Source organism: Nostoc sp. (assembly GCF_036919675.1).
GTDB lineage: Bacteria > Cyanobacteriota > Cyanobacteriia > Cyanobacteriales > Nostocaceae > Nostoc.
Map to the genome: position 1 here is coordinate 63,330 of NZ_JBALCP010000116.1, position 21,758 is coordinate 85,087.

General features: G+C 43.2%; 19 protein-coding genes and 1 tRNA gene. 10 read left to right on the forward strand and 10 right to left on the reverse strand.

Features of this window, described 5'->3' with window-relative positions; all coding sequences use genetic code 11:
* Positions 1–1,441 precede the first annotated feature (1,441 nt).
* A complete protein-coding gene (locus V7K49_RS26160; protein ID WP_335074350.1) occupies positions 1,442–2,446 on the forward strand; it encodes a succinate dehydrogenase/fumarate reductase iron-sulfur subunit in 1,005 nt (334 codons plus the stop codon).
* A gap of 90 nt (positions 2,447–2,536) precedes the next feature.
* On the opposite strand, the gene V7K49_RS26165 is transcribed toward V7K49_RS26160, so the two are convergent.
* The 4 genes from V7K49_RS26165 to psbX form a co-directional block, all read right to left on the reverse strand.
* Entirely contained in the window at positions 2,537–3,061 is a 525-nt protein-coding gene (locus V7K49_RS26165; RefSeq protein WP_335208234.1) for a TolB family protein, read from the reverse strand.
* Positions 3,062–3,167: 106 nt separating this feature from the next.
* Complete coding sequence (locus V7K49_RS26170) at positions 3,168–3,728, reverse strand: TolB family protein (protein WP_273766882.1); 561 nt, start codon at positions 3,726–3,728, stop codon at positions 3,168–3,170.
* 47 nt (positions 3,729–3,775) lie between these two features.
* Positions 3,776–4,690, reverse strand: coding sequence for a Ycf66 family protein (locus V7K49_RS26175; RefSeq protein ID WP_334872964.1), 915 nt, complete (start codon positions 4,688–4,690; stop codon positions 3,776–3,778).
* Positions 4,691–4,938: 248 nt separating this feature from the next.
* A complete protein-coding gene (gene psbX, locus V7K49_RS26180; protein ID WP_273766886.1) occupies positions 4,939–5,058 on the reverse strand; it encodes a photosystem II reaction center X protein in 120 nt (39 codons plus the stop codon).
* 308 nt (positions 5,059–5,366) lie between these two features.
* Between psbX and V7K49_RS26185 the strand changes: the two genes are divergently transcribed.
* Positions 5,367–5,660 (forward strand): YggT family protein, encoded by a 294-nt coding sequence (locus V7K49_RS26185; protein WP_229462437.1) that lies wholly within the window; start codon positions 5,367–5,369, stop codon positions 5,658–5,660.
* Positions 5,661–5,818: 158 nt separating this feature from the next.
* Here V7K49_RS26185 and accC read toward each other — a convergent pair whose 3' ends face one another.
* On the reverse strand, positions 5,819–7,162 hold the full coding sequence (accC, locus tag V7K49_RS26190; RefSeq protein WP_334872961.1) for an acetyl-CoA carboxylase biotin carboxylase subunit: 1,344 nt from the start codon (positions 7,160–7,162) through the stop codon (positions 5,819–5,821).
* A gap of 372 nt (positions 7,163–7,534) precedes the next feature.
* Between accC and V7K49_RS26195 the strand changes: the two genes are divergently transcribed.
* From V7K49_RS26195 to V7K49_RS26220, 6 genes are all read left to right on the forward strand, one after another.
* A tRNA-Leu gene (locus V7K49_RS26195) sits at positions 7,535–7,615 on the forward strand.
* A 127-nt stretch (positions 7,616–7,742) separates the two neighbouring features.
* Positions 7,743–8,366 carry a chorismate lyase gene (locus V7K49_RS26200; protein ID WP_335208217.1) on the forward strand — a complete coding sequence of 208 codons (624 nt, stop codon included), beginning with the start codon at positions 7,743–7,745 and terminating at the stop codon, positions 8,364–8,366.
* A 147-nt stretch (positions 8,367–8,513) separates the two neighbouring features.
* A complete protein-coding gene (locus tag V7K49_RS26205) occupies positions 8,514–9,077 on the forward strand; it encodes a Uma2 family endonuclease (RefSeq protein WP_334872959.1) in 564 nt (187 codons plus the stop codon).
* Between the two features lie 464 nt (positions 9,078–9,541).
* Positions 9,542–11,311: a DUF3352 domain-containing protein gene (locus V7K49_RS26210; RefSeq protein ID WP_335208218.1), complete on the forward strand. Its 1,770-nt coding sequence runs from the start codon at positions 9,542–9,544 to the stop codon at positions 11,309–11,311.
* Between the two features lie 302 nt (positions 11,312–11,613).
* Entirely contained in the window at positions 11,614–12,684 is a 1,071-nt protein-coding gene (gene ccsB / locus V7K49_RS26215; protein ID WP_335208219.1) for a c-type cytochrome biogenesis protein CcsB, read from the forward strand.
* Positions 12,685–12,896: 212 nt separating this feature from the next.
* Complete coding sequence (locus V7K49_RS26220; RefSeq protein ID WP_334872953.1) at positions 12,897–13,235, forward strand: KGK domain-containing protein; 339 nt, start codon at positions 12,897–12,899, stop codon at positions 13,233–13,235.
* Positions 13,236–14,866: 1,631 nt separating this feature from the next.
* On the opposite strand, the gene V7K49_RS26225 is transcribed toward V7K49_RS26220, so the two are convergent.
* The 4 genes from V7K49_RS26225 to V7K49_RS26240 are packed head-to-tail and all read right to left on the reverse strand — an operon-like array spanning position 14,867 to position 19,260.
* Positions 14,867–15,274, reverse strand: a complete 408-nt coding sequence (locus V7K49_RS26225) for a tetratricopeptide repeat protein (protein WP_335208220.1) — start codon at positions 15,272–15,274, stop codon at positions 14,867–14,869.
* Positions 15,193–15,513, reverse strand: coding sequence for a tetratricopeptide repeat protein (locus V7K49_RS26230; protein WP_335208221.1), 321 nt, complete (start codon positions 15,511–15,513; stop codon positions 15,193–15,195). The genes V7K49_RS26225 and V7K49_RS26230 overlap by 82 nt, the downstream gene beginning before the upstream one ends.
* Before the next feature lie 24 nt (positions 15,514–15,537).
* Positions 15,538–18,933 (reverse strand): tetratricopeptide repeat protein, encoded by a 3,396-nt coding sequence (locus V7K49_RS26235; protein ID WP_335208222.1) that lies wholly within the window; start codon positions 18,931–18,933, stop codon positions 15,538–15,540.
* Positions 18,934–19,260: a hypothetical protein gene (locus V7K49_RS26240; protein ID WP_335208223.1), complete on the reverse strand. Its 327-nt coding sequence runs from the start codon at positions 19,258–19,260 to the stop codon at positions 18,934–18,936.
* Between the two features lie 254 nt (positions 19,261–19,514).
* Here V7K49_RS26240 and V7K49_RS26245 point away from each other — a divergent pair, with 254 nt between their 5' ends.
* Together V7K49_RS26245 and tilS are read left to right on the forward strand one after the other, a co-directional pair.
* A complete protein-coding gene (locus tag V7K49_RS26245) occupies positions 19,515–20,132 on the forward strand; it encodes a Uma2 family endonuclease (RefSeq protein WP_335208224.1) in 618 nt (205 codons plus the stop codon).
* 12 nt (positions 20,133–20,144) lie between these two features.
* A complete protein-coding gene (gene tilS, locus V7K49_RS26250) occupies positions 20,145–21,146 on the forward strand; it encodes a tRNA lysidine(34) synthetase TilS (protein ID WP_335208225.1) in 1,002 nt (333 codons plus the stop codon).
* 128 nt (positions 21,147–21,274) lie between these two features.
* On the opposite strand, the gene V7K49_RS26255 is transcribed toward tilS, so the two are convergent.
* Positions 21,275–21,685: a hypothetical protein gene (locus tag V7K49_RS26255; protein WP_335208226.1), complete on the reverse strand. Its 411-nt coding sequence runs from the start codon at positions 21,683–21,685 to the stop codon at positions 21,275–21,277.
* Positions 21,686–21,758: the final 73 nt, after the last annotated feature.

Here is a 21,758-nt window from a genome sequence, read left to right on the forward strand (position 1 = left end):
ACTGATAAACGATGTAGTCTTATGCCAGCATTTAGCTTTTTAGCATTTGCATAGAGCTACTGAAGACCCTAATGTAACGGGTGAATTCCTGCCGATAGGAGCCTAAAGCACTTCTATTATGGTTGTCTACAACCAACTAGAGGCCATAGTTGCCACAGACATTAATTTTGGTGATATTACGGCACTTTTAACCATTATTCGCCATCAGAAAGAAAACTATTTTCTCCTTTGGCTCTACTGTAGCGGTGTAACTTTCAGCCACCTTTACAAATCGTGTTGGTTCTACTGCAAATAAGTCGTAGACCCAATAAATTGCAGGTTTTTCACTTTCAGTGCTTGCCTTTCTTGCCAATGAGCAAGTAGAGTTTTCTCTACTCGTCCTCTCAAGCTTTGGACAGCATAGTATTTCAATAGAGTCCTATGGGCTTATGCCCTTTTGTCCTGCCAGTAGAGACGCGAATTCTCTTGTCTCTACATTACGAATCAACAAAGCAGTAGTAGCCGCGCTGATACGGCTCTTGATTCTGGTTTGGTCGCTTCGTAATTTTATATCAAATACTAGCATGGACTAATAATAGCAAAATACTTGTTTAATTTTGAATTAAAGTTGCTAGTAAATTTTTATTTAAATTTCTGGACTTAAAGAAGAAAAAAGCAGTGACGATTTTCCCAACCCTTTATTGCAAGTATGAGTATTGGCCTATGGCTTTTATAAAAATTTATATAATTGAGACGAGCAGTTTTGACCAATGAGTTCAATCTAAGATTTTCTTGATTGAGAGGAAGCCAAAAAGCGAAAAGTCTCGTGTGTCCGGGTTTATCGGTGCAAAAACTTTTATTTAAAAGTGGTGAGGATTTTTCCTCGGTTTATTATCCTAAGGTCAAAAGTGGTCAGAGGATTTTGTACGTCTGTCTATGGGAAGAATAAATTTCTTAACATCTGCCTAGCGCTTGATTGCCACTACTATATATTGAACATGTGCTTTCACACTTCTATATAATCAAAAAGTTCCGCCTTCGTTACCGCTTGACCGAATTTTCCAGCTAGGACTGTTTGACTCAAGTTGACATCAAGACGTGTTGCTAACCTAACATGCTTTTAATTTGCATATTATCACCAGGTCAGAGATGAACGTAAGTCCCTCTCTCAGCAAACGCTCTTTCCTTTACATTCCCAAACAGGTAAATTCAATGCAAAGCTACAATTACATTTTTGGTGTTTTATCTCAGAATTTAACACAAATATTGCTTACATCGGTGCTACAAGTTAAATTTTAATGGTTATCCTTAAACTAGAATCACTCGCTTTTTTCTCGTCGGCCAATTAACACCAGGGTTTGAATTAAGGGCAAAAAGAGTATAGCTCACTTTTTGCAACTACCTGCGTTGACTGATGATTGTTGAGGCTGGGAAAGCAATTTTAAAATTTTGGTTAGTGATTATGGAAGTTATTTTTAAGGTCATTCGACAGCAACAAAATTCCTCCCCTGTTGTGCAAACCTACCTTGTAGAGGCAGAACCAGGTAATACAATCCTAGATTGCCTGAATCATATTAAGTGGGAGCAAGATGGAACGTTGGCGTTTCGCAAAAATTGCCGCAATACCATTTGTGGTAGCTGTGCTATGCGAATTAATGGGCGTTCGGCTTTAGCTTGTAAGGAAAATGTTGGCAGTGAACTTGCTAGATTACAACAAATACCATCATCCCAAAGTAAAGTAAATGCTATTGGCGAAATCACGATCGCTCCTCTCGGCAATATGCCTGTGATTAAAGATTTAGTTGTAGATATGAGCAGTTTCTGGAATAATTTAGAGGCAGTTGCTCCTTATGTGAGTACAGCAGCCCGACAAGTTCCAGAAAGAGAGTTTTTGCAAACACCACAAGAGCGATCGCGCCTCGATCAAACTGGCAACTGTATTATGTGTGGTGCTTGTTACTCGGAATGCAACGCCCGTGAAGTTGATCCAAACTTTGTTGGCCCCCATGCCCTTGCTAAAGCTTACCGGATGGTAGCAGACTCCCGCGATAGTGACACCCAAAATCGTTTAGCAAGCTACAACGAAGGTACTAAAGGCGTATGGGGTTGCACCCGTTGCTTGTACTGCGATTCAGTTTGTCCAATGGAAGTTGCACCATTAGAACAAATCACCAAAATTAAACAAGAAATCCTCACCCAGAAACAAGCCAGCGATAGTCGCTCACTTCGTCACCGAAAAGTGTTGGTGGATTTAGTTAAAGAAGGTGGTTGGATTGATGAACGTCAATTTGGTTTACAAGTTGTCGGTAACTACTTTAAAGATTTAAAAGGATTACTCAGTCTTGCACCCCTCGGTTTGCGGATGATCATCCGGGGTAAATTCCCCCTATCATTTGAACCTTCAGAAGGGACGCAACAAGTGCGATCACTCATTGAATCTGTGCAACAAGTAGAAAACAAAAGTTAGAAGTGAGGAGTAGAGACGCGATTAATCGCGTCTGTACAGGAGTCAGGAATTTTAACTCATAACTCCTAACTCATAACTCATAATTCTAGTTCAACGTGGTTCTTGAGGGATATTCAACGGTTGTCCATAACGGTCATATACAAAAACATCCCACTGCCCGTTGTTACTAGATTCAAAAGCAATCCTACTACCATCAGCGCTAATTGTAGGGTTGCGGACTTCCGCTTGCAGATTATTAGTCAAATTCCGTGATTGGCGTGTTTCCCGGTCGTAGAGAAAAATAGCCGATCGCCCCTGACGGCTAGCACCAAACACAATATAACGACCATCTTGTGAAACGCTAGGATGAGTTGCGATCGCATCAAAGGAGTTTAAACCTGGCAAATCAACCAAATCACGAGTCACCGTATCAAACATATAAACATCTTGGCTACCGCGTCGGTCAGTAATAAAAACAATGTATCTCCCAGAGATTTGGGGGTTTAATTCTGATGCTAAACTATTGAGACTCCGACCCCCCGGATCAAAGGGATAACTCAAAATGCGAGGGTAGCCAAAACACCCAGTCAATAAACTTAAACATATAAATACAGGTATAAAAAAAACACGTTTCATATAATTAGTCATTAGTCATTAGTCAATAGTCTCACAACTCCTGTACAGACGCGATTAATCGCGTCTCTACTCCTAACTCCTAACTCCTAACTCCTAACTTTCTCCCCTACGGAGGTGAACCTACAGTTGCACCATTAGGAATATCTAACTCAATATTTGGCCCCCGGTCTAAGACTTCAATATCCCACTGACCACGGCTGGCGGTTTCAAAAACAACATAACGTCCATCTGGGCTGATATTTGGTTTTCTGACCCAGCCGCGATAGATTGGCGTGACGATTTGTGACTGTTGCGTAGCGCGATCGTAAAGCGCCACCACTGGTCTACCTTGGTCACTAGTAAGATAAGCAATATAACGCCCGGTATAGCTTAAACTAGGACTTTCAGCAATTGTTTCCTGTCGGTTTATGCCCGGTGTGCCAATAAACAGTTGCCTCTCCAAATCGTAGACCAGTAGCTGCTGATTACCATTCCGATTAGATACAAACGCTAAAAAGCGCCCATTTCCACTCAAAGCAGGTTGCTCCTCGGTGTAGCGACTATTGAGAGAAGTAGGCCCTATGGGAATATCGTTAGAACCACAAGATACAAGCAAACTTGTTAAACTAAAAACCAGGCTCCAATGAATAGGTCTTTGGAGCCAAAATATAGGCGTAAATTTTTTCACCTCAACTGTTTTCCGTCGCCTCTAAAATTACCTCCATCCCAACTGTTTTAAACATCGTCATCAAAATCGGTCGAATTATCTGGCCCCTCATTTGGCTTTTCAACCGGGTTGTATGGTACATAATCAGTTGGGATCGCCTCATCATCTTCGCGCCCTCTTCGAGGAGTCGAGTCAGTGGGTGGACGACGCCTTCTTGGTCTGGGAGCGACATCATCTTCACGACTTTCTGGACGCCCAGACCCGTTATTAGTACGCCGAGAAGGTTTTCTGACTTCCCCTCCTGAACTTTCCCAATCATCAACTTGCCTAGATGAAGAACCCCAATTCTCTTCTTCAGAGCTTTCAGAAGGGCGATTCACAGTCCGCCCAGAAGTCCGCCGCCGCGTTTTATCAGCTGGAGCCTGTTTTTCACTACTGCTGCTGTTACGGCGTTCTGAACGACGGGGGGGTTGCTCCTCGTAGTAGTCATCACGAGTTGAAATCTCATCCTTGCTACCCCGAATCCGGGGACGCACAGGGCGCTCCTCTTCTTCATAAGGTAATGGATCTAAGTCTGCATCCATCTCAGCTTGATACTTTCTGCGATCATTGTACGAATAGCGATCGCTAACCGGTCGGTCTTCATCCACAATCGGAGTGTTGCGCTTTGCTTGCTGGGTAGCTATACTCCGTAGGCGAATACTTTCAACTGCAAAAAATACAGTTGTGCCAACTAAAAGCAATTGACCAAATTGTAGAATCGGGTCTAGCCGCCATCCTTGAAACACGAGAATGAAGCCGCAGAGCAAGCCGACTGCTGCAAAAAAGATATCTTGATCCCGTGACAATTCTGGACGCACAGTGCGGAGAAAATACAGTGCTGCCCCAGCCACAGCCAGGAAAATTCCTAGAATACTGGCTGAGTTTGCCCCAAAATTTACCTGAGCCAGAAAACTGGCTGAGTTCAGCCCAAAATTTATCATTGCTGTTTTCCCAATATCAAATCTATGTTAGCGAGTCACAATTAAAATCACTACTCTAATTAGTCACGATATATTGAAGCTTCAAAGCCTCTGGCAAAGAAGCTCTGAAGCCGTTCACCGAAAAATAAAAACACCTACTTCTGTCAGCTACAACTGCTCCTAGCGGTAAACACTGCTGTTTTTGGTGCAATTAATTTAGATAGCTGACAGACAATCGATTATGAGAGTCAATTCAACTCTCATAAGCATTATGAACGCTGAATTTTATCTTTTTGGCTAATGAAAACTAGACCAACTATAACGGGTATCACAACAATTGCAGTACCCCATAGCAGACTCCAAAGAAAATTTGCTAAAGAAGGCGTCATACTTCTCAACCTTTTTTTACACACTTCATCCTAATTTTAATAGTGTATTACTTTCTTGAGAAGCCTCTAACTCGGAACTGCTAAACTTGGTAACTGCTTTCACCAGTTGTTGAGTTAACCGCGTGAGCGAGTTCGCTTTTCTATTTCCGAAGGAAGTGACAGCATTTGGTTAAAATGATCATGAGAGTGCTTTACAAAGCTTAAAATTTTGTGGCGATGTCTACGACGGGCTACGCCTACGCGAACCTGAAGGGCTTGCCATTGCCTAAGTTTTTTCTTTCTTTACAGATAGATAGTAGCTTAAACCGATGACTGGTGTTGACCTGACTGCTTGGATTCTTGGTCCTGTGTTAGGGCTGATGACATTTTTATTTATATTTCGGATCATTCTCACTTGGTATCCGCAAGTGGATCTGAATCGTTTGCCCTTTAATTTAATAGCTTGGCCTACTGAACCATTTTTAGTGCCCTTGCGAAAGCTAGTCCAACCTATAGGCGGGGTGGACATTACACCTATTATTTGGGTTGGTATCTTCAGCCTACTGCGAGAAATCCTGCTAGGTCAGCAAGGATTGCTGACTATGCTATCTCGTGTTAATTAGGGATGGGGCATGGGGAATTGAGCATTGGGCACTTGTACTGAGCATCTCGACTTCGCTCGATGGAGCCGGCGTCGTTGGCGCTGCCTCTCCAAGAGTTGTATTGGATATTGATTAATAATCAATAGTTCTGCTCCCTTTGCTCCCCAGTCCCCAACCTCTTAACTGTTCATTTCCTGCACAAAGTTTGTATAGACATTACCCTGCAAAAACTGTGGAGTTTCCATAATTTTTTGATGAAATCCGATGGTGGTGGGTAGTCCAGTAATGGCACATTCCCGGAGTGCGCGTTTCATGCGGTTAATAGCAGTGGGTCGATCTGGGGCCCAAACAATTAACTTGCCGATCAATGAATCGTAGTAAGGTGGGATTTGGTAATCTGTATAAACGTGCGAATCAATCCGAACACCAGGCCCTCCAGGGGGAAGATAGCCACTAATCCGTCCAGGAGAAGGGCGAAAGTCGTGATCGGGGTCTTCAGCGTTGATCCGGCATTCGATCGCATGACCCCGCAAAACTACTTGCTCTTGGGTAAGCTTGAGTCTTTCCCCTTGGGCAATCCGAATTTGTTCGGCAACCAAGTCTATTCCAGTAATCATCTCTGTTACAGGATGTTCTACTTGAATCCGGGTGTTCATTTCCATAAAGTAGAATTTACCGAATCTATCCAAGAGAAACTCGATAGTACCCGCCCCACTGTAGTTAATGAATTGGGCAGCTTTGACAGCAGCTTGTCCCATTTTCTCGCGCAGGTCTTGGTCGAGAGCCGGACTTGGTGCTTCTTCCAGTAGCTTTTGATTCCGGCGCTGAATAGAGCAATCCCGTTCGCCCAAATGGATAACATTACCATAATTATCCGCCAAAATTTGAAATTCGATGTGGCGGGGACGTTCAATAAATTTTTCTATGTAAACGCCAGAATTCCCAAAAGCTGCTCCTGCTTCCCCTTGGGCCGCCAGGAAAAGTTTGACAAATTCATCTTCAGAACGAACTAGGCGCATACCCCGGCCGCCGCCACCCGCTGTGGCTTTGATCATCACTGGATAGCCGATATCCTTGGCGAATTTTAATCCTTGTTCCTCAGATTCTACTAACCCCTCAGTACCTGGTACTGTCGGGACTCCAGCTTTTTGCATGGTTTCTTTGGCAGTGGATTTATCCCCCATCAGCTTGATAGCTTCTGGAGTTGGGCCGATAAAAGCAATATGATGGTCAGCACAGATTTCCGCAAACCGGGCATTTTCTGCCAAAAAGCCATAGCCTGGATGAATGGCAGTCGCATTGCGCGTCAGTGCGGCAGCAATAATATTGGGAATATTCAAATAACTTTTACTGCTAGCAGGTTCGCCAATGCAAACCGCTTCATCAGCAAGTTGGACGTGAAGAGCATTACGGTCAACGGTAGAGTGAACCGCAACTGTCGCAATCCCCATTTCTTCACAGGCGCGGAGAATGCGAAGGGCGATTTCTCCCCGATTGGCAATTAATATTTTGTCAAACTTCATTTTTTAGTTTCGATATCATTACCAGTAGATTGACACTTTCTCTGATCCAACTTGAAACGACGCTTTCGCATTATTCAAATTATCACAGTCGATTCGCCACCCTGATTCTAAGCAAACTTTCATATTGCAAGCTTGCTGCCTCTATGGGTCTTAATTACTGTAAGTCTTGGCTAGCTTGCCAAAATGGGCTTTTGCGATCGCACCGCACCTCCTACAGTAGCTCTATCCTTTTTAATATCACTTGTGCAGAGGCTAGATTTCTGTCAGTCTGATACCGCCTTGAGGAAATTTATATTTTTGAGAAATATAACTTTAGATATCACCTTACTATAATTATTTTCTTATGCTATATTCTATGTTTAGACAACCCGTGCGGATGTGGCGGAATTGGTATACGCGCACGCTTGAGGTGCGTGTGGCTTTGCCTTGCGAGTTCGAGTCTCGCCATCCGCATATTTTGTTTATTAGTCAAGGGTCAATAGTCAAGGGTCAAAAAACCTTAGACTGTTGACCCTTAAATCTGGGTATAGCTAAGGTTTTTTATGCTTTTATAGAGATAGGTGAAGTTTTGTAAAAAGCATTGAGTATTACTTTTACGCCCACAAACAACTTAAGACTGCCAGCAGCTTGGCATCGCCTCACTCCGATTTGGCAAGGAGGGGAGGAAATAATTCAACAAAGTTTACCTCATACTCAGCTAGCACCTGCTTGGCAACTCATGCTTTTGGGTGACGGCTCTCCAACACGTCACCTAGAATTGCTCACAGGTGAGCCTGTAGAAGTAGATGTGATTGATATGTCCTTGATTGGCATGGACTTGGATGGTGCGCCTGAGTTAATCCAAACTGTCCCAGGGCCACGACTACGGCGACAAGTGTGGCTGCGGACTGCTTCTGGTCAACGATTAGCCTACGCCACTTCGTGGTGGGAAGCCAGTCATGTAGATGAATATTTGCAAAACCGGTCATTACCAATTTGGGCTAGTTTGGCTCGTCTTCGCACAGAGTTGTATCGGGATGTTCGAGGAATTTACTACGGTGACTCATCGGCGCTAGAGTCTGGTTTTGATGTAACTGGGCCTTTTTGGGGTCGCCATTACTTGTTTTGGCATCATGGACAGCCACTGACTTTAATTTATGAAGTTTTTTCGCCTTATTTAACCAAATATTTGGGAGCTATGCAATTCAATTCAAAAAATCAGTAAAAAGCCTGAAGAGAATATTGCTTTTGAGTTTTGATTGCTATTTAGATAACTCCTTATTTGAAGGGTTGCAAATTACACCTCAACAAATCTTCCAACAAGCAAGAATTTCCGACTGATGTTAGCAACAAAAGCACGAGGAAAGGTTTAATGAATACTGTTGTGCTAAATCTAGAACCGATTGCTCATTTAACCGATGAGCAATTTTATCAATTGTGTATTGCCAATCGTGATTTAAGCCTGGAAATGAATGCAGCCGGAGAATTAATCATTATGCCACCAGTAGGAGGAGAAAGCGGAAATCAAGAAGCAGATTTAATTACAGACTTGAATAATTGGAATCGTCAAGCTAAATTAGGGAAAGTTTTTAGTTCTTCAACTATCTTTATACTTCCCAACGGTGCAAAACGTTCCCCTGATGCTGCTTGGGTAAAATTGGAGCGCTGGGAAGCTTTAACACCAGAAGAACGAAAAAAATTTCCGCCACTTGTACCCGACTTTGTGATTGAACTGCGTTCAGAGACAGATCGGCTTGCATCGATTCAAGAGAAAATGCAGGAATACATCAAAAATGGTCTGCGTTTGGGTTGGCTGATTAATCCTCAAGATGCAAAAGTGGAAATTTACCAACTTTTGAAGGCTGTAGAAGTTGTGCAAATGCCAGCAATTATTTCTGGAGAAGATATATTACCTGGATTTGAGTTGCAAGTATAGGTAGGCGATAAGCTTTCAGGGCATAGCTTTGCTTACCATATTATCCATCTAAAAGATGCGATCGCTCATTAAAAATTGTAGCCAAAGTACTTCATATTCCTTTCTGTGGAACGAACAAAAGCTTTGCCAACCCAGAGTAATGTCAGCTAATCATGACTTGCAGCTTTGTCCAGTTAGTTATATTCTCAAATTGCTTGGACTAACAGATTCACTTGCGGAAACTTTCCGACTGAGAAATTAATCTTAGGGAAACGTCCTACGAAATTCAACAAAGCGTGTTAAAAATGGTAACTGAGCCAAAAACACAGCTTTTTAAAGACTCGGGAAGGTTTATTACGGAAATATCATCTATGTCTAGGATGGAGAAATTTATGCAGTTAACTGCCCTAGATAACGAAAAAGTTTTTGGTTAACTTAACCAATCAAACAAGTAATGAGTTTGCAAGTATAAGGTATAGGTTTCAATGGCACCGCCTCTTGTGTCTGTTCCGATGAAGAAAAATAAGAAACCGTCTTTGGTGCTGACGCTCTCCGCTGCTGGGTTATTGATTGGTGCAGGGAGCGCAGCATACTGGTTGTTAAGCCAGAGACAACTATCTTCCAACGATTTGCTAGTAGGTGCAAATATTATTCCTGGTGATGCCCTGTTTGCGGTTTCTCTGACAACAGATCCCCAGCAGTGGCAGAAATTGCGGCAGTTTGGGACAAAAGAAACCCAAGCAGAACTGGATAAAAATTTAGTACAATTGCGCGATCGCTTTCTGACTAATAATGGTTACGACTTCCACAAAGATGTCGCTCCTTGGGTAGGCGATGACGTCACAATCGCATTTCTTGCCCCAGACACAGCGAGTAAACCTGCACCCAAACCAGTTGCTACCACCGATGAAGATACTGCTAACGATCAGCAGTCGATGGTAATAGTATTGCCAGTGAAAGACCCAGAAATCGCCAAAAACATTTTGGCACGACCGAAAACCCTTAAACAAGGCAAATGGATTGACCGTACTTATCAAGGAATCGCCATCAAACAAAGTCAGGGACAAGCAGGGGAGAACTTCTCAGCGGCATTAGTAGATGGGCGTTTTTTAGTCATAACTGATAGTCCCAAAGCCACAGAACGAGCAATTGACGCCTACAAAAATAAAACATCCCTAGCTACAACAGGGGGCTTTGCTGAGAATTTTCCGAAAATTGCCAATTACCAACCCTTTGCCCAGTTTTACGTAAATGTGCCAACAGCAGCCAAAATAGCCGCAGCTTCTCCAAACCGCCCTTTACCTGCTCAAGTTTTGGCTCAACTGCAAAATAACCAAGGTTTAGCGGGGACAATGACCTTAGAGCCAGAAGGAATTCGCTTCAAGGGCGTTTCTTGGCTAAACCCTAATAGTCAACGGGTGCTGGCGGTGGAAAACAAAGCTGGGAAAATGCAAAGCCGTGTCCCAGCGGAAACCTTAATGATGCTCTCTGGCGGTAACTTGCAGCGGTTGTGGGGAGATTACGTTTTAACATCTCAGGGAAATCCCCTCTCGCCGATCGCACCAGAACAGATCAGAGGTGGGATAAAATCTCTTACCAATCTCGATTTAGATAAGGATTTGCTCGATTGGATGAAAGGCGAATTTTCCTTATCAGTGATTCCTACTACTCCAAAACAAGGTTCACCAGGTGATTTTCGCGCGGGTTTAGTGTTCATGGTACAGGCAAGCAATCGCCAATCAGCTGAAGCATCCATAAAACAGCTCGATGAAGTGATGAGAAATCAATACCAGTTCCAAGTCCAATCGGCAAAAGTCGCAGGTCAACCCGTTGTTAACTGGGTTTCACCTTATGGTACGTTAACTGCCACCCACGGCTGGTTAGATGGAGATGTCGCCTTTCTAGTAGTGGGCGCTCCGATCACTGATAAAATTGTTCCCCAACCCAACAACACACTAGCTAGCACTCTTCCCTTCCAACAAACAGTTCCTACAGAACTAAATCCGACAAATGGTCAATTTTTCTTGGATGTGGAACGAACTGTGAAAAATTTCCCTTTACCAACTCTAATTCCCAATCAAGAAACTTTGCTTGATGCAACGCGCTCAATTGGGATGACATCTGCTGTCAGCGATAGTCGCAGTAACCGTTATGACATTTTTATCGCACTCAAAAAAGTTACCAACATGACTACATTACCTAGTCCAGAAAGCAGTAAGAGCAGTTCTGCTACACCATCTACAATTTCTCCATAACAGCAATTGGAAAAGTTAGGAGTAGAGACGCGATTAATCGCGTCTGTACAGGAGTTAGGAGTTGTACCAATTATCAAAAATCTTGCTATACATCAATCTTCGCGTCTGGTGTGTCTTTACCTCAAAGCGATATCATCTGTAGCAACGTTAAAATGAAATGGTATTAAAAATTATTAATTTATAACAGACGCGATTATCGCGTCTTCTAACTCATAACTTTCCCCTGTTTGATGACCCTGTAAGCATATAGGATCAGAACAGTCAGAATCCATATTTAAAATCATCCACGGAGAGAACACTTTATGAATCTAGTTGTACTCCAGAACTGGCTGGACAATGCCTCCTTTGCCATATTATTCCTGACAATGCTGGTGTATTGGGGAGGAGCGGCTTTTCCGAATCTCCCTTATCTAGCCGCTTTGGGGACAGCTGGGATGGCGATCGCTAATTTGTGCATGGCTACTCTACTAGGGGCACGATGGATAGAAGCTGGTTACTTTCCCTTAAGTAATTTATATGAATCTCTGTTTTTCTTAACTTGGGGAATTACCACAGTCCATCTAATTGCCGAAAGTAGTAGCCGTAGCCGCTTAGTAGGAGTTGTTACAGCTCCTGTGGCAATGGCGATCGCTGCTTTTGCTACCATGACATTACCATCCCAGATGCAAGCGTCAGAACCCCTAGTACCTGCCTTGAAATCAAATTGGTTGATGATGCATGTCAGCGTCATGATGTTGAGTTATTCTGCTTTGATGGTGGGCGCGTTATTAGCGATCGCTTTTTTAGTTGTTACTCGTGGTAAAAACATCCAACTACAAGGTAGTTCTGTAGGTACTGGTGGCTATCGCAGCAACGGCTACCGCTTACACAAAGCATCTGAACTAATTTCTCAACCACCAGCCCCTTCTGCCGAAAATAACGGCTTTGCTCGTTTTGAAACTAGTAGCAACGGCAACGCCAACGGTAATGCTAACACCGCTGTTTTGAATTTAGTAACTACCTCTGAGCCTCAAACTGTAGCAGTATCAGCCGAACCCCTTTCACCCCAGCGCCTTAGCCTTGCCGAAACCCTCGACAACATCAGCTATCGCATCATCGGACTAGGATTTCCCCTGCTGACAATTGGGATTATTGCCGGTGGCGTTTGGGCTAACGAAGCTTGGGGTTCCTACTGGAGTTGGGACCCCAAAGAAACTTGGGCATTAATCACCTGGTTAGTGTTCGCCGCCTACCTCCACGCCCGAATCACTCGCGGTTGGCAAGGGCGCAGTCCCGCAATTTTAGCCTCGACGGGCTTTGTTGTTGTTTGGGTTTGCTATCTCGGTGTGAATCTGTTAGGTAAAGGTTTACATTCTTACGGTTGGTTCTTTTAGTAACCGTTTAAATAAAACTACCTCACTCACGCTACCGCGCACCCTCCTCTTGGTAAGGGGAGGGGTAACGCGAGAACTATAGGCTAATTTACTGGACATTAAATTATTACTGAATTGTTATTTGAGCAGCACTAAATCTATAAAATCATCATTTTGTTTCGGATGAACTGTTATATCTCTGGAAAATATAGATTTATTGACAGGAGATTTTTATGGAAGATGGATTCGAGAGACTAAACCATGATGAAGTTGTGTCTATAGAACCGGACACTTTTAATAAGTTAAATATTGCTAAAACCTTTAAAGTCCGTGATTTGATTACAGCAATTAAGGAATTTATTGGAGCAGAAGAGACAGATGAAGTAAATTTATATACCCAAGGATTAAATTGTGAAGTTTTGCAATTTAGTACTTTTGGATGGAAAAAAGGAAAAGTTAGACTTGCTTTAGAATTTTGTCCTGATGAATCTGAGTCACCACTTGATGAAATTTTTCAACAACTCAAACAAGTAGAAAACGAATACCCAATGAGCGATCACACTAAAGTCTGAGAACCTTAGTCACTTTCTGCTAGTCTACGGTGTAAACACAAGTCTTCTAGAGTTGCCCCATAAGTTTCTGATCCCCCCAACCCCCCTTAAAAAGTTACGGTGTACACACAAGTCGGAAATATCTTACGAACCTGGGTTTGGACTCTCGTATTACCCCACCCTAACCCTGCCCTTAGAAAGGGGAGGGAACCAGATTTCCGATCTCCCCCCAATACATCGGGGGGATTAAGGGGGGTAATACGACTTGTGTATACACGGTAGCCTTAAAAAGCGTGGCAAGAACAAGCCCCGCAAGCCCAACAACAAGCTCAATTATTAGCAGAACAATTGCGTAAACGCGCAGCGGCTTGTCGTTAGACATCGCTTGGCATAGATCCTGATTGTCTCATTTAAATTGCTATCAAAATTCATTTATAAAATGCTTATGAATTACATGATGGCGATCGCGTTTGGTTGCCAGAGATAGGTTTAGCTATTGGCATGGAACGGGGAACTTATCTAGGCATTCCCCGCGAGTGGTTGTATTGTTATGACGAGCAAGGTGAACGGTTTTTAACACCAGAAGAACAGGTGAAACAAGCTCAACAAGAAGCAGAGTAAGCACAGCAAGAATTACAACGCGTCCAACAGTTGCGATCGCTCGGCATAGATCCTAATTCTCTGTCCTGAATTGCATACCATTTCACTAAAACCCTGATACATATAGATTTCGCGTAGGGGCACGGCATTGCCCATGCGTGTCAACTTAAGGTGAAACCCTTGTCAAGACGTGATATTCAGTTCTCTGGCTTCCCATCACGATCCGCGTTACCCCACCCTAACCCTCCCCTTTCCAAGGGGAGGGAAATAAATTTCCTGTTTCCCCCCTTTCTAAGGGGGGATTAAGGGGGGTAAAACGCCTGTGGGATATGCATTTGAGCTGAAGTTGACACCAATGGGCATTGCCGTGCCCCTACCAACGTATTTGTATCATAATTAAAGTCATACAGTATAAAAACTCATTAACGAAGCTCTGAGGTTCACGAATGAAGCTCAAAGGTTCATCAACAAAGCTCCGAGGTTCATCAACGAAGCTCTGAGGTTCATTAATGGAGTTCAAAGACTCATTCACGAGTATCAAAGACTCATTCACGAGTATCAAAGACTCGTCCACGAGTATAAAAGGCTCGTCCGCGAGTATCAAAGACTCGTCGGCGAGTATCAAAGACTCGTCCGCGAGTATTAAAGACTCATTACAGCAGTTTTCAATTACTAAAACCGCACTCTTGCATTCTTGTCAATACAGTTCAGTTAAGAAAAATTGTAGGTTGGGTTAAGCAAAGCGCACGTTCCTCAACCCAACCTACCCAGTTTAAGCTTTTTGGCGCTAACTGAACTGTATTGGCATTCTTGTCTGTGCCTCTGGATGAGACAAAAAATCTTTCGGTATTCTTTCAACACCAAGCTGTAATTAATAATTACGAATTAGTTGCAATAACCGCCTCAGAATAAATTCTGAGGCTAATAGTTAAAGTCGTCTAAAGACGACTGGTAAAAAATTACAGTCCACTTGAGTGGACTTAGGCTATGAGCCGCTGAAATTTATTTCTGGGCGGGCGATAGTGCTAATCGAGAATTGTGCAAGATATAAGCTAATCTTCTTCACTCTCTACTTTCTGCTGCACTCTATCAAGACTTGCACTCACACTTTCAGCATCCGGTGACTTCAATCGTTGCAAAATCTCTAAAGCTGGTTGCAAATAAGATATCGCTTTAGTGTATTCACCCTGCTGTTCTGCCAAATGTCCTAACCTCCGCAGAGTCATTGCTTTGCCTTGGACATTACCAATGCGTTCAGTTATTTCCAAAGACTGATTGTAGAGTGCGATCGCTTCATCCACTTCCCCTTTGTTGGCGTAGAGAACTCCCAGTTGGTGCAACGTCGCCGCTTTGCCTTGGACATCACCAATGCGTTCATTTATTTCCAAAGACTGATTGAAAAGTGCGATCGCTTCATCCACTTCCCCTTTGTTGGCGTAGATACCTCCCAGTTCGTGCAACGTCGCCGCTTGCCTTGGACATCACCAATGCTTTCTTTTATTTCCAAAGACTGATTGAAGAGTGCGATCGCTTCATCCACTTCCCCTTTGTTGGCGTAGATACGTCCTAGCCGGTGCAACGTCGCCGCTTTGCCTTGGACATTACCAATGCGTTCTTCTATTTCCAAAGACTGATTGTAGAGTGCGATCGCTTGCTCCACTTCCCCTTTGTTGGCGTAGATACGTCCTAGCCGGTGCAACGTCGCCGCTTTGCCTTGGACATTTTACAAATTACGCATTACCCTATCAAGACTTGCACTCACACTTTCAGCGTGTGGTGACTTCAATCGCTGCAAAATCTCTAAAGCTAGTTGCAAATAGGATATCGCTTTAGTGTATTCACCCTGCTGTTCTGCCAAATCTCCTAACCACCACAGAGTCATTGCTTGAGTTCGGACATCTCCAATGCGTTGAGTTATTTCCAAAGACTGATTGAAAAGTGTGATCGCTTGCTCCACTTCCCCTTTATTGGCGTAGATAGCTGCCAGTTCGTGCAACGTCGATGCTTCTGTTTGGACATCACCAATGCGTTGAGTTATTTTCAAAGACTGATTGTAGAGTGCGATCGCTTGATCCATTTCCCCTTTGTTGGCGTAGATCATTCCCATTTGGTGCAACGTCACCGCTTTGCATTGGACATTATTAATGCATTCAAATATTTCCAAAGATTGATTGTAGAGTGCGATCGCTTGTTCCACTTCCCCTTTGTTGGCGTAGATCATTCCCATTTGGTGCAACGTCGCCGCTTTGCCTTGGACATCTCCAATGCGTTCTTTTATTTCCAAAGACTGATTGTAGAGTGCGATCGCTTCATCCACTTCCCCTTTGTCGGCGTAGATATATCCTAGACAGTGTAACGTCGCCGCTTTGCCTTTGAAATTACCAATGCATTCAAACATTTCCAAAGATTGATTGTAGAATGGGATTGCTTTATCCACTTCCCCTTTTTTGGTGTAGAAAATTCCCAGTTGGTACAACGTCGCCGCTTTGGTTTGGATATCACCAATGCGTTCACTTATTTCCAAAGATTGATTGAAAAGTGCGATCGCTTCTTCCACTTCCCCTTTGTCGCCGTAGAGAATTGCTAGGTTAAGAATAATTGCAGCTTTTTCTTTTGTATCGTCTTCTGAGCAATAATCTAAAGCTTGTTGGTAGTTTTGTAGTGCCTGATCCGTATCGCCAAGTTCTTTTTTAGAACGAGCTAGATTATGCAGAATACGATAGTCCTTAAAAATTTCTAGGGTATCTTGGCAAGTTTTTACTGATTCTCTGAATCTACTGCTGTTATGCCACCGACTTGTCAAATGATCTGCTATTTTTACAGCAATTTCTCCATCCTTCCCCAACAAAGCCAAGCGATGAATTTCTAACTTTTGTGCTTCTGTAGAACTTTCCGCCTCTTCCCACCACAGGCAATACAAAATTTGTGCAGCTTGTTTATACAACTCTTCACTCTTGGGGTTTTCTGGAAACTCTAACAACGGTGACAAAATCCGGGGAACCCGATACAACCTCTCTCCGTTGTTGGTAAGCGTAACTTCCAACAAACCCAAAATTTCAGCGCGTTGAATATGACTTTCCCAACTTGAGATATCCTCACAAATCGGGGAAATAGCAGCTTGAGGAACAGGTAACTCATACACCAACAACTTACCCAGCATTTTCCGCAAACCTGGAGTTTGCTGCTTCAGCAATTCCTCAGCCAAGATATTCTCACGAAATTTTTCTTCTGCCATTTCCATCTTCTTTAAGATTGTGGCAAGATTATCTGCAATGTTTTCAGAAAGAATTTTATCCAACCATTCCAACAGCCGAGGATTTCCATCTGCTGCTTTTTTGGCGAGTTTCTGCAATTCTGCATCAATCACCAAAGTGCCATTAAACGAATTGAGACGATTATACTTTTTAATTAAATCTGCCCCACCCAAAGCCCCCAGAGGTTCGCGGTAGAGACGATGATTCAGTTCCGACAATTGGAAATCGTAGCGACAAGTAATAATTACCTTGTGGGGAAGTTGGGAATTTTGAATCGCCTTCAGCAACGCCAGCAGTACATTTACAACTTGTGGTTGCAAGACATAAACCCCATTTCGTAATTCCAAATTGGCCTCAAAGTCATCCAGCACAAAAGCAAAGCGCTGTTCTTTGGTATTCAGTCCTTCTTGGAAAAACTTGGTGAGGCGCTGCATCAGAGGTAACTTGCCATTGAGAATTTCATGCCCCCGTTCGGAAGTACATTGTTCAGCAAGGGTTTTGAGCAATTTGTCTTCATCGAGTTGCCGAAAGTTCACCAGCCTGTGATAGCCAACCATCCTTTCTAATAGTCGCGCAGTCACAGTACTCTTACCCACACCCCCCATTCCGTGAATGAGTACCCCCAATGAAATGCGAATCGCTTTAAGACAACGTTGCAAAGTCCGCCGTCTCCCAACAAACTCAGAGGGTTTCGCCACCCGCACCTGTTGGGTATCGGGATCTAAAAACTGTTCATAAGCAGGTTCCGGCGCAGAGAGTGGCAAATCTCGCAACACTTCCACGAACGCACCGGGACATTCTCCCTGAATATATAACCGCAACAAATGCCAGTCACGCACATTCTGTTTAAACAACTGCTGGTAAGTGCTAGCGAGTGCTTCAGCTAATTGATATCCGGCTGCCAATTTGCCGTAGAGGTGTGCGGCGGCGGCTGTAGCTGTGCGATCTTCCACAGGCCGCCCCCAACTTAAAACCGCCCTCGCGCCTTGTGCAATTAGTGCCTCAGCCATTGAAGCGACAGCCCCTTTATCTGGTGCTTGTCCGGTACGACACCCAGATAAAAACACTAATTTGGGAAATCTAAACCGGAAGACTTCCGCAAGTTCTGCCGCCGTGGTTTCGTGACGTTCCCCAATTTCCGTCTCAGTAACAAAATAAGGCGTATTCGCCTCTAAACCTTCCCCCCTCCTCGCTTGCGGGGAGGGGTTGGGGGTGGGGTTCTTTTCCGCTTCACCAGGAGTAATTGAGGCGTGTCCTGTGAGGTGAAACACATCAAAGTCATTAAAATAGCGACTCCACACCTTACCCAACTCGCTGACGCAACCGCTTTCTTCCACCCGCAAATCTACAGCAAAATCTCGCGTATCAGGCAGAATTTTCGCCTCTTCCTGTTCAAAATCTAACTTTGGTTCCACGTCTTCCGGGTCGGTTGCCATAAACAATACTCGCAATTGTCGTGCTTCCACAGAAAACCCTGCCGTTTCTTTCTCAATCCAGCGCAGAGGCAAAATCACCGGATTAACGCGCTTTACCAAAAAATCCTTATCATCATGCAGCACTTCCCAAGGTAGATGCGCCAGTTGTTTATCAGTATCAATGGCAATTACCAACCCCTCACCGCGACACTCAGCAATTCCCCGACTCAACCAGCGCCCATCCCCATCCAACCAAAAAAATAACTGCTGCCCGATTCCTGGTAAATTGGGCAGCAGTTTATAGTAATCTCGTTCGCCTTGCTTGAGTAAATCAGCGATTTCTGCGAGTTTCAGACGACGTGATTCATAGTTATTTTTTTGAGGTAGCCAATACCTGAGTTCAACTGTTTCCTGCGTACTTTCCCGAAGTTGAATGCGGATAGTTTGCACTTATTTGCTGATAGATTTGAGGATTTCCGTGATTTCCTCTATAGTAGCTTCTTCCAGTAAAATCCTATTTCCAGTATCAGGGTCAAGAATTACCACATCAAATTGCTTTCCTGGATGGGATTTATGCCATTCTTGATACCATTTGCGGATTTGTTCAGCTAAAGCAGCAGCACCACCCACAATCCCGATAATAGTAGCAATAGCTGCTAGAGTCGCCTCTCTTTGCGTCGGAACTTCATAGCTTCCCGATATTCCAGGAATTTCTAGCAAAGCCTCGGCTGCTGCTGGTGCGCCTTCACCCTCAATACCGACTTGAATTTCTGCCATGAAATCACCTACGAATTTATACAAGATTCTGTATATTATGCGTTGAATTGAGGATAAGGTTCACGCTCATACACACAGAGGATTGCAAAATTATTTACTTTGTGTTGCAAGAATTGCCTAAAATAAGGCAACAGACGCAAACCTAGAAACCCAGATTGAATCTGAGTTTCAAAAATTACGAATTACGTTAACAATGTAGGAGCGTAATTATCAATTACAAATTAATTTAAGTCCTTTTTTAGCAGGTGAACAATATGGTTCAAACTCCAGTTAAAAAACTAACTTTTGAAGAGTTTCTAGAGCAATACCCTGATGATGGTATTTACGAACTGATCAACGGAGAGATTATACCAATGAAGCCAACTAGAGCGCATAAGAATGTGGCAAGGTTTTTAATGCTTGCCTTCAATGATGAAATTAGACGCTTAGGACTTGAATATATTGCTGACAAAGATATCATCATCAGGACGTTTACTGATACTGAGGAAGAACGAGGTAGAAATCCAGAGGTGAGCGTAGTTAGTGCATCACAATGGAACAGCAATGTACTAGCATACGGGGCGCTGATTGAGCCGATTCAACTTGCTGTAGAAGTCACCTCAACCAACTGGGATGATGATTACGTTGACAAGCTAGATGAGTATCAGCGACTTGGTATCCCTGAGTATTGGATTGTAGATTATCTGGCGATCGCTTCTCGTGCTTATCTCGGTAATCCCAAACTCCCCACAATTTTTGTTTACCAGTTAGTTGACGGCCAGTACCAAGTCCAAAAGTTTACGAGCAATGAGCGTATTATCTCTACTACTTTCCCCGAACTAGCGTTAACTGTTAAACAAGTTGTTGTTGCAAGTCAAATCCAAAAACTATGAGAAGTTCTAAAAATGGTATGGACTCCTCTACACGCAAAAATCCATCGCACTATCCGATCGCGCCACTTATTTGAGCGCAACCAGCGGCTATTAATCGCTGTCTCCGGTGGACAAGATTCTCTATGCTTAATAAAATTACTTTTAGATTTACAATCCAAATGGGCATGGGATTTGGGTATTGCTCACTGTGATCATCGCTGGCGTTCTGACTCCCAAGCTAATACTAATCACGTCGAAAACTTAGCTAAAACTTGGGGTATATCCTTTTATTTAGAAACAGCTAACCAACCTATAAATAGTGAAGCTACTGCACGCGATTGGCGCTATCAAGCTTTAAGTGCGATCGCTCAGGCAAATAATTATCAATATATAGTTACAGGACACACCGCCAGCGATCGCGCCGAAACTCTTCTCTACAACTTAATTCGCGGTACTGGTGCTGATGGCTTACAAGCCCTGACTTGGCAACGCTCCCTGACTACGAGCATTATGCTAGTGCGTCCACTTTTAGAAATCACTCGATCACAAACAGAGCAATTTTGTCAAGAGTTTAAATTACCAATTTGGGAAGATTCTACCAATCAAGATTTGCAATACGCCCGCAACCGCATTCGCCAAGAGTTATTACCATATTTGCGCGATAATTTCAATCCTCAAGTAGAATCAGCCTTAGCCCAAACAGCAGAACTTCTCCAAGCAGAAGTGGAATATTTAGAAAAAGCTGCCCAGCAGTTGCGAGAAAAGGCGATGTCATGGGGAATGGGGGATGAAGAAGATTCCCTTACTCCTCTTCTTCCCTTACGGTTAAATCGTCGGGTATTGCAAAAAGCACCATTGGCATTGCAACGTCGCGTGATGCGTCAGGTATTGCAGCAAATACTGACTGATGCGGCAAGTTTTGAACACATTGAAAAATTAACGGCTTTAATTATAGCGCCAAACCGATCGCAAACTGATCCATTTCCTGGTGGTGCGATCGCTCAAGTAGAAGGCGACTGGATCTGTTTGAAATAGTTAGGAGTTAAGAGTTAAGACTTATACTATTGGACTTTGGACATTCAAAATTGCCCATTCAAATCATAATAGTAGTTCCTAAGTTTTCAATAATTTAATTGCTAATAGAATACCTAAATTAAAGATTATCATTCCACAAGATAAGCTAGGCCTACATCACGTCCATGAAGTGGATAATCCTGAATAGAGTAATCATTACCTAGTTGGCCAATAACAATCAAACCATCACTGTAGGTATGTAATCTTCCATTTGAGTTTAAGAAGTTCAGCGCGTCAGCAGCAACATTGTCAGGTAAGTTTATGGCTAATGTAGATTTATCTATAAAGATTAATTTAGGTAAAGTGATATCAAAAATCACTAAAATTACTCCTAAATGTCTCTTAGCCCAAAAGCCTCTTTTAAGAATTGCTGAGTTATCTTCTACGTACTGTTGCAACTTTACTTCTGTAGAAGTTATTCCTGCAACTTCATACTCAGGATTCGTACCATATCCCCACAAATTTTCATTTCTATTATCAAAGGAATTGAATCTAATCATGTTTTTAGCCTAGTCTTTTAACATATCAGTACATTTTACACAAGGGTCGAATTGTTGTTGCTCAGAGCAAGTT

Coding starts and splice junctions, on each gene's coding strand:
- psbX (WP_273766886.1), bottom strand. CDS start 5,058: ATGACGCCTTCTTTAGCAAATTTTCTTTGGAGTCTGCTATGGGGTACT.
- V7K49_RS26255 (WP_335208226.1), bottom strand. CDS start 21,685: ATGATTAGATTCAATTCCTTTGATAATAGAAATGAAAATTTGTGGGGA.
- V7K49_RS26175 (WP_334872964.1), bottom strand. CDS start 4,690: ATGATAAATTTTGGGCTGAACTCAGCCAGTTTTCTGGCTCAGGTAAAT.
- V7K49_RS26240 (WP_335208223.1), bottom strand. CDS start 19,260: ATGGCAGAAATTCAAGTCGGTATTGAGGGTGAAGGCGCACCAGCAGCA.
- V7K49_RS26185 (WP_229462437.1), top strand. CDS start 5,367: ATGACTGGTGTTGACCTGACTGCTTGGATTCTTGGTCCTGTGTTAGGG.
- V7K49_RS26160 (WP_335074350.1), top strand. CDS start 1,442: ATGGAAGTTATTTTTAAGGTCATTCGACAGCAACAAAATTCCTCCCCT.
- V7K49_RS26210 (WP_335208218.1), top strand. CDS start 9,542: ATGGCACCGCCTCTTGTGTCTGTTCCGATGAAGAAAAATAAGAAACCG.
- ccsB (WP_335208219.1), top strand. CDS start 11,614: ATGAATCTAGTTGTACTCCAGAACTGGCTGGACAATGCCTCCTTTGCC.
- tilS (WP_335208225.1), top strand. CDS start 20,145: ATGGTATGGACTCCTCTACACGCAAAAATCCATCGCACTATCCGATCG.
- V7K49_RS26165 (WP_335208234.1), bottom strand. CDS start 3,061: ATGAAACGTGTTTTTTTTATACCTGTATTTATATGTTTAAGTTTATTG.
- V7K49_RS26220 (WP_334872953.1), top strand. CDS start 12,897: ATGGAAGATGGATTCGAGAGACTAAACCATGATGAAGTTGTGTCTATA.
- V7K49_RS26205 (WP_334872959.1), top strand. CDS start 8,514: ATGAATACTGTTGTGCTAAATCTAGAACCGATTGCTCATTTAACCGAT.
- accC (WP_334872961.1), bottom strand. CDS start 7,162: ATGAAGTTTGACAAAATATTAATTGCCAATCGGGGAGAAATCGCCCTT.
- V7K49_RS26245 (WP_335208224.1), top strand. CDS start 19,515: ATGGTTCAAACTCCAGTTAAAAAACTAACTTTTGAAGAGTTTCTAGAG.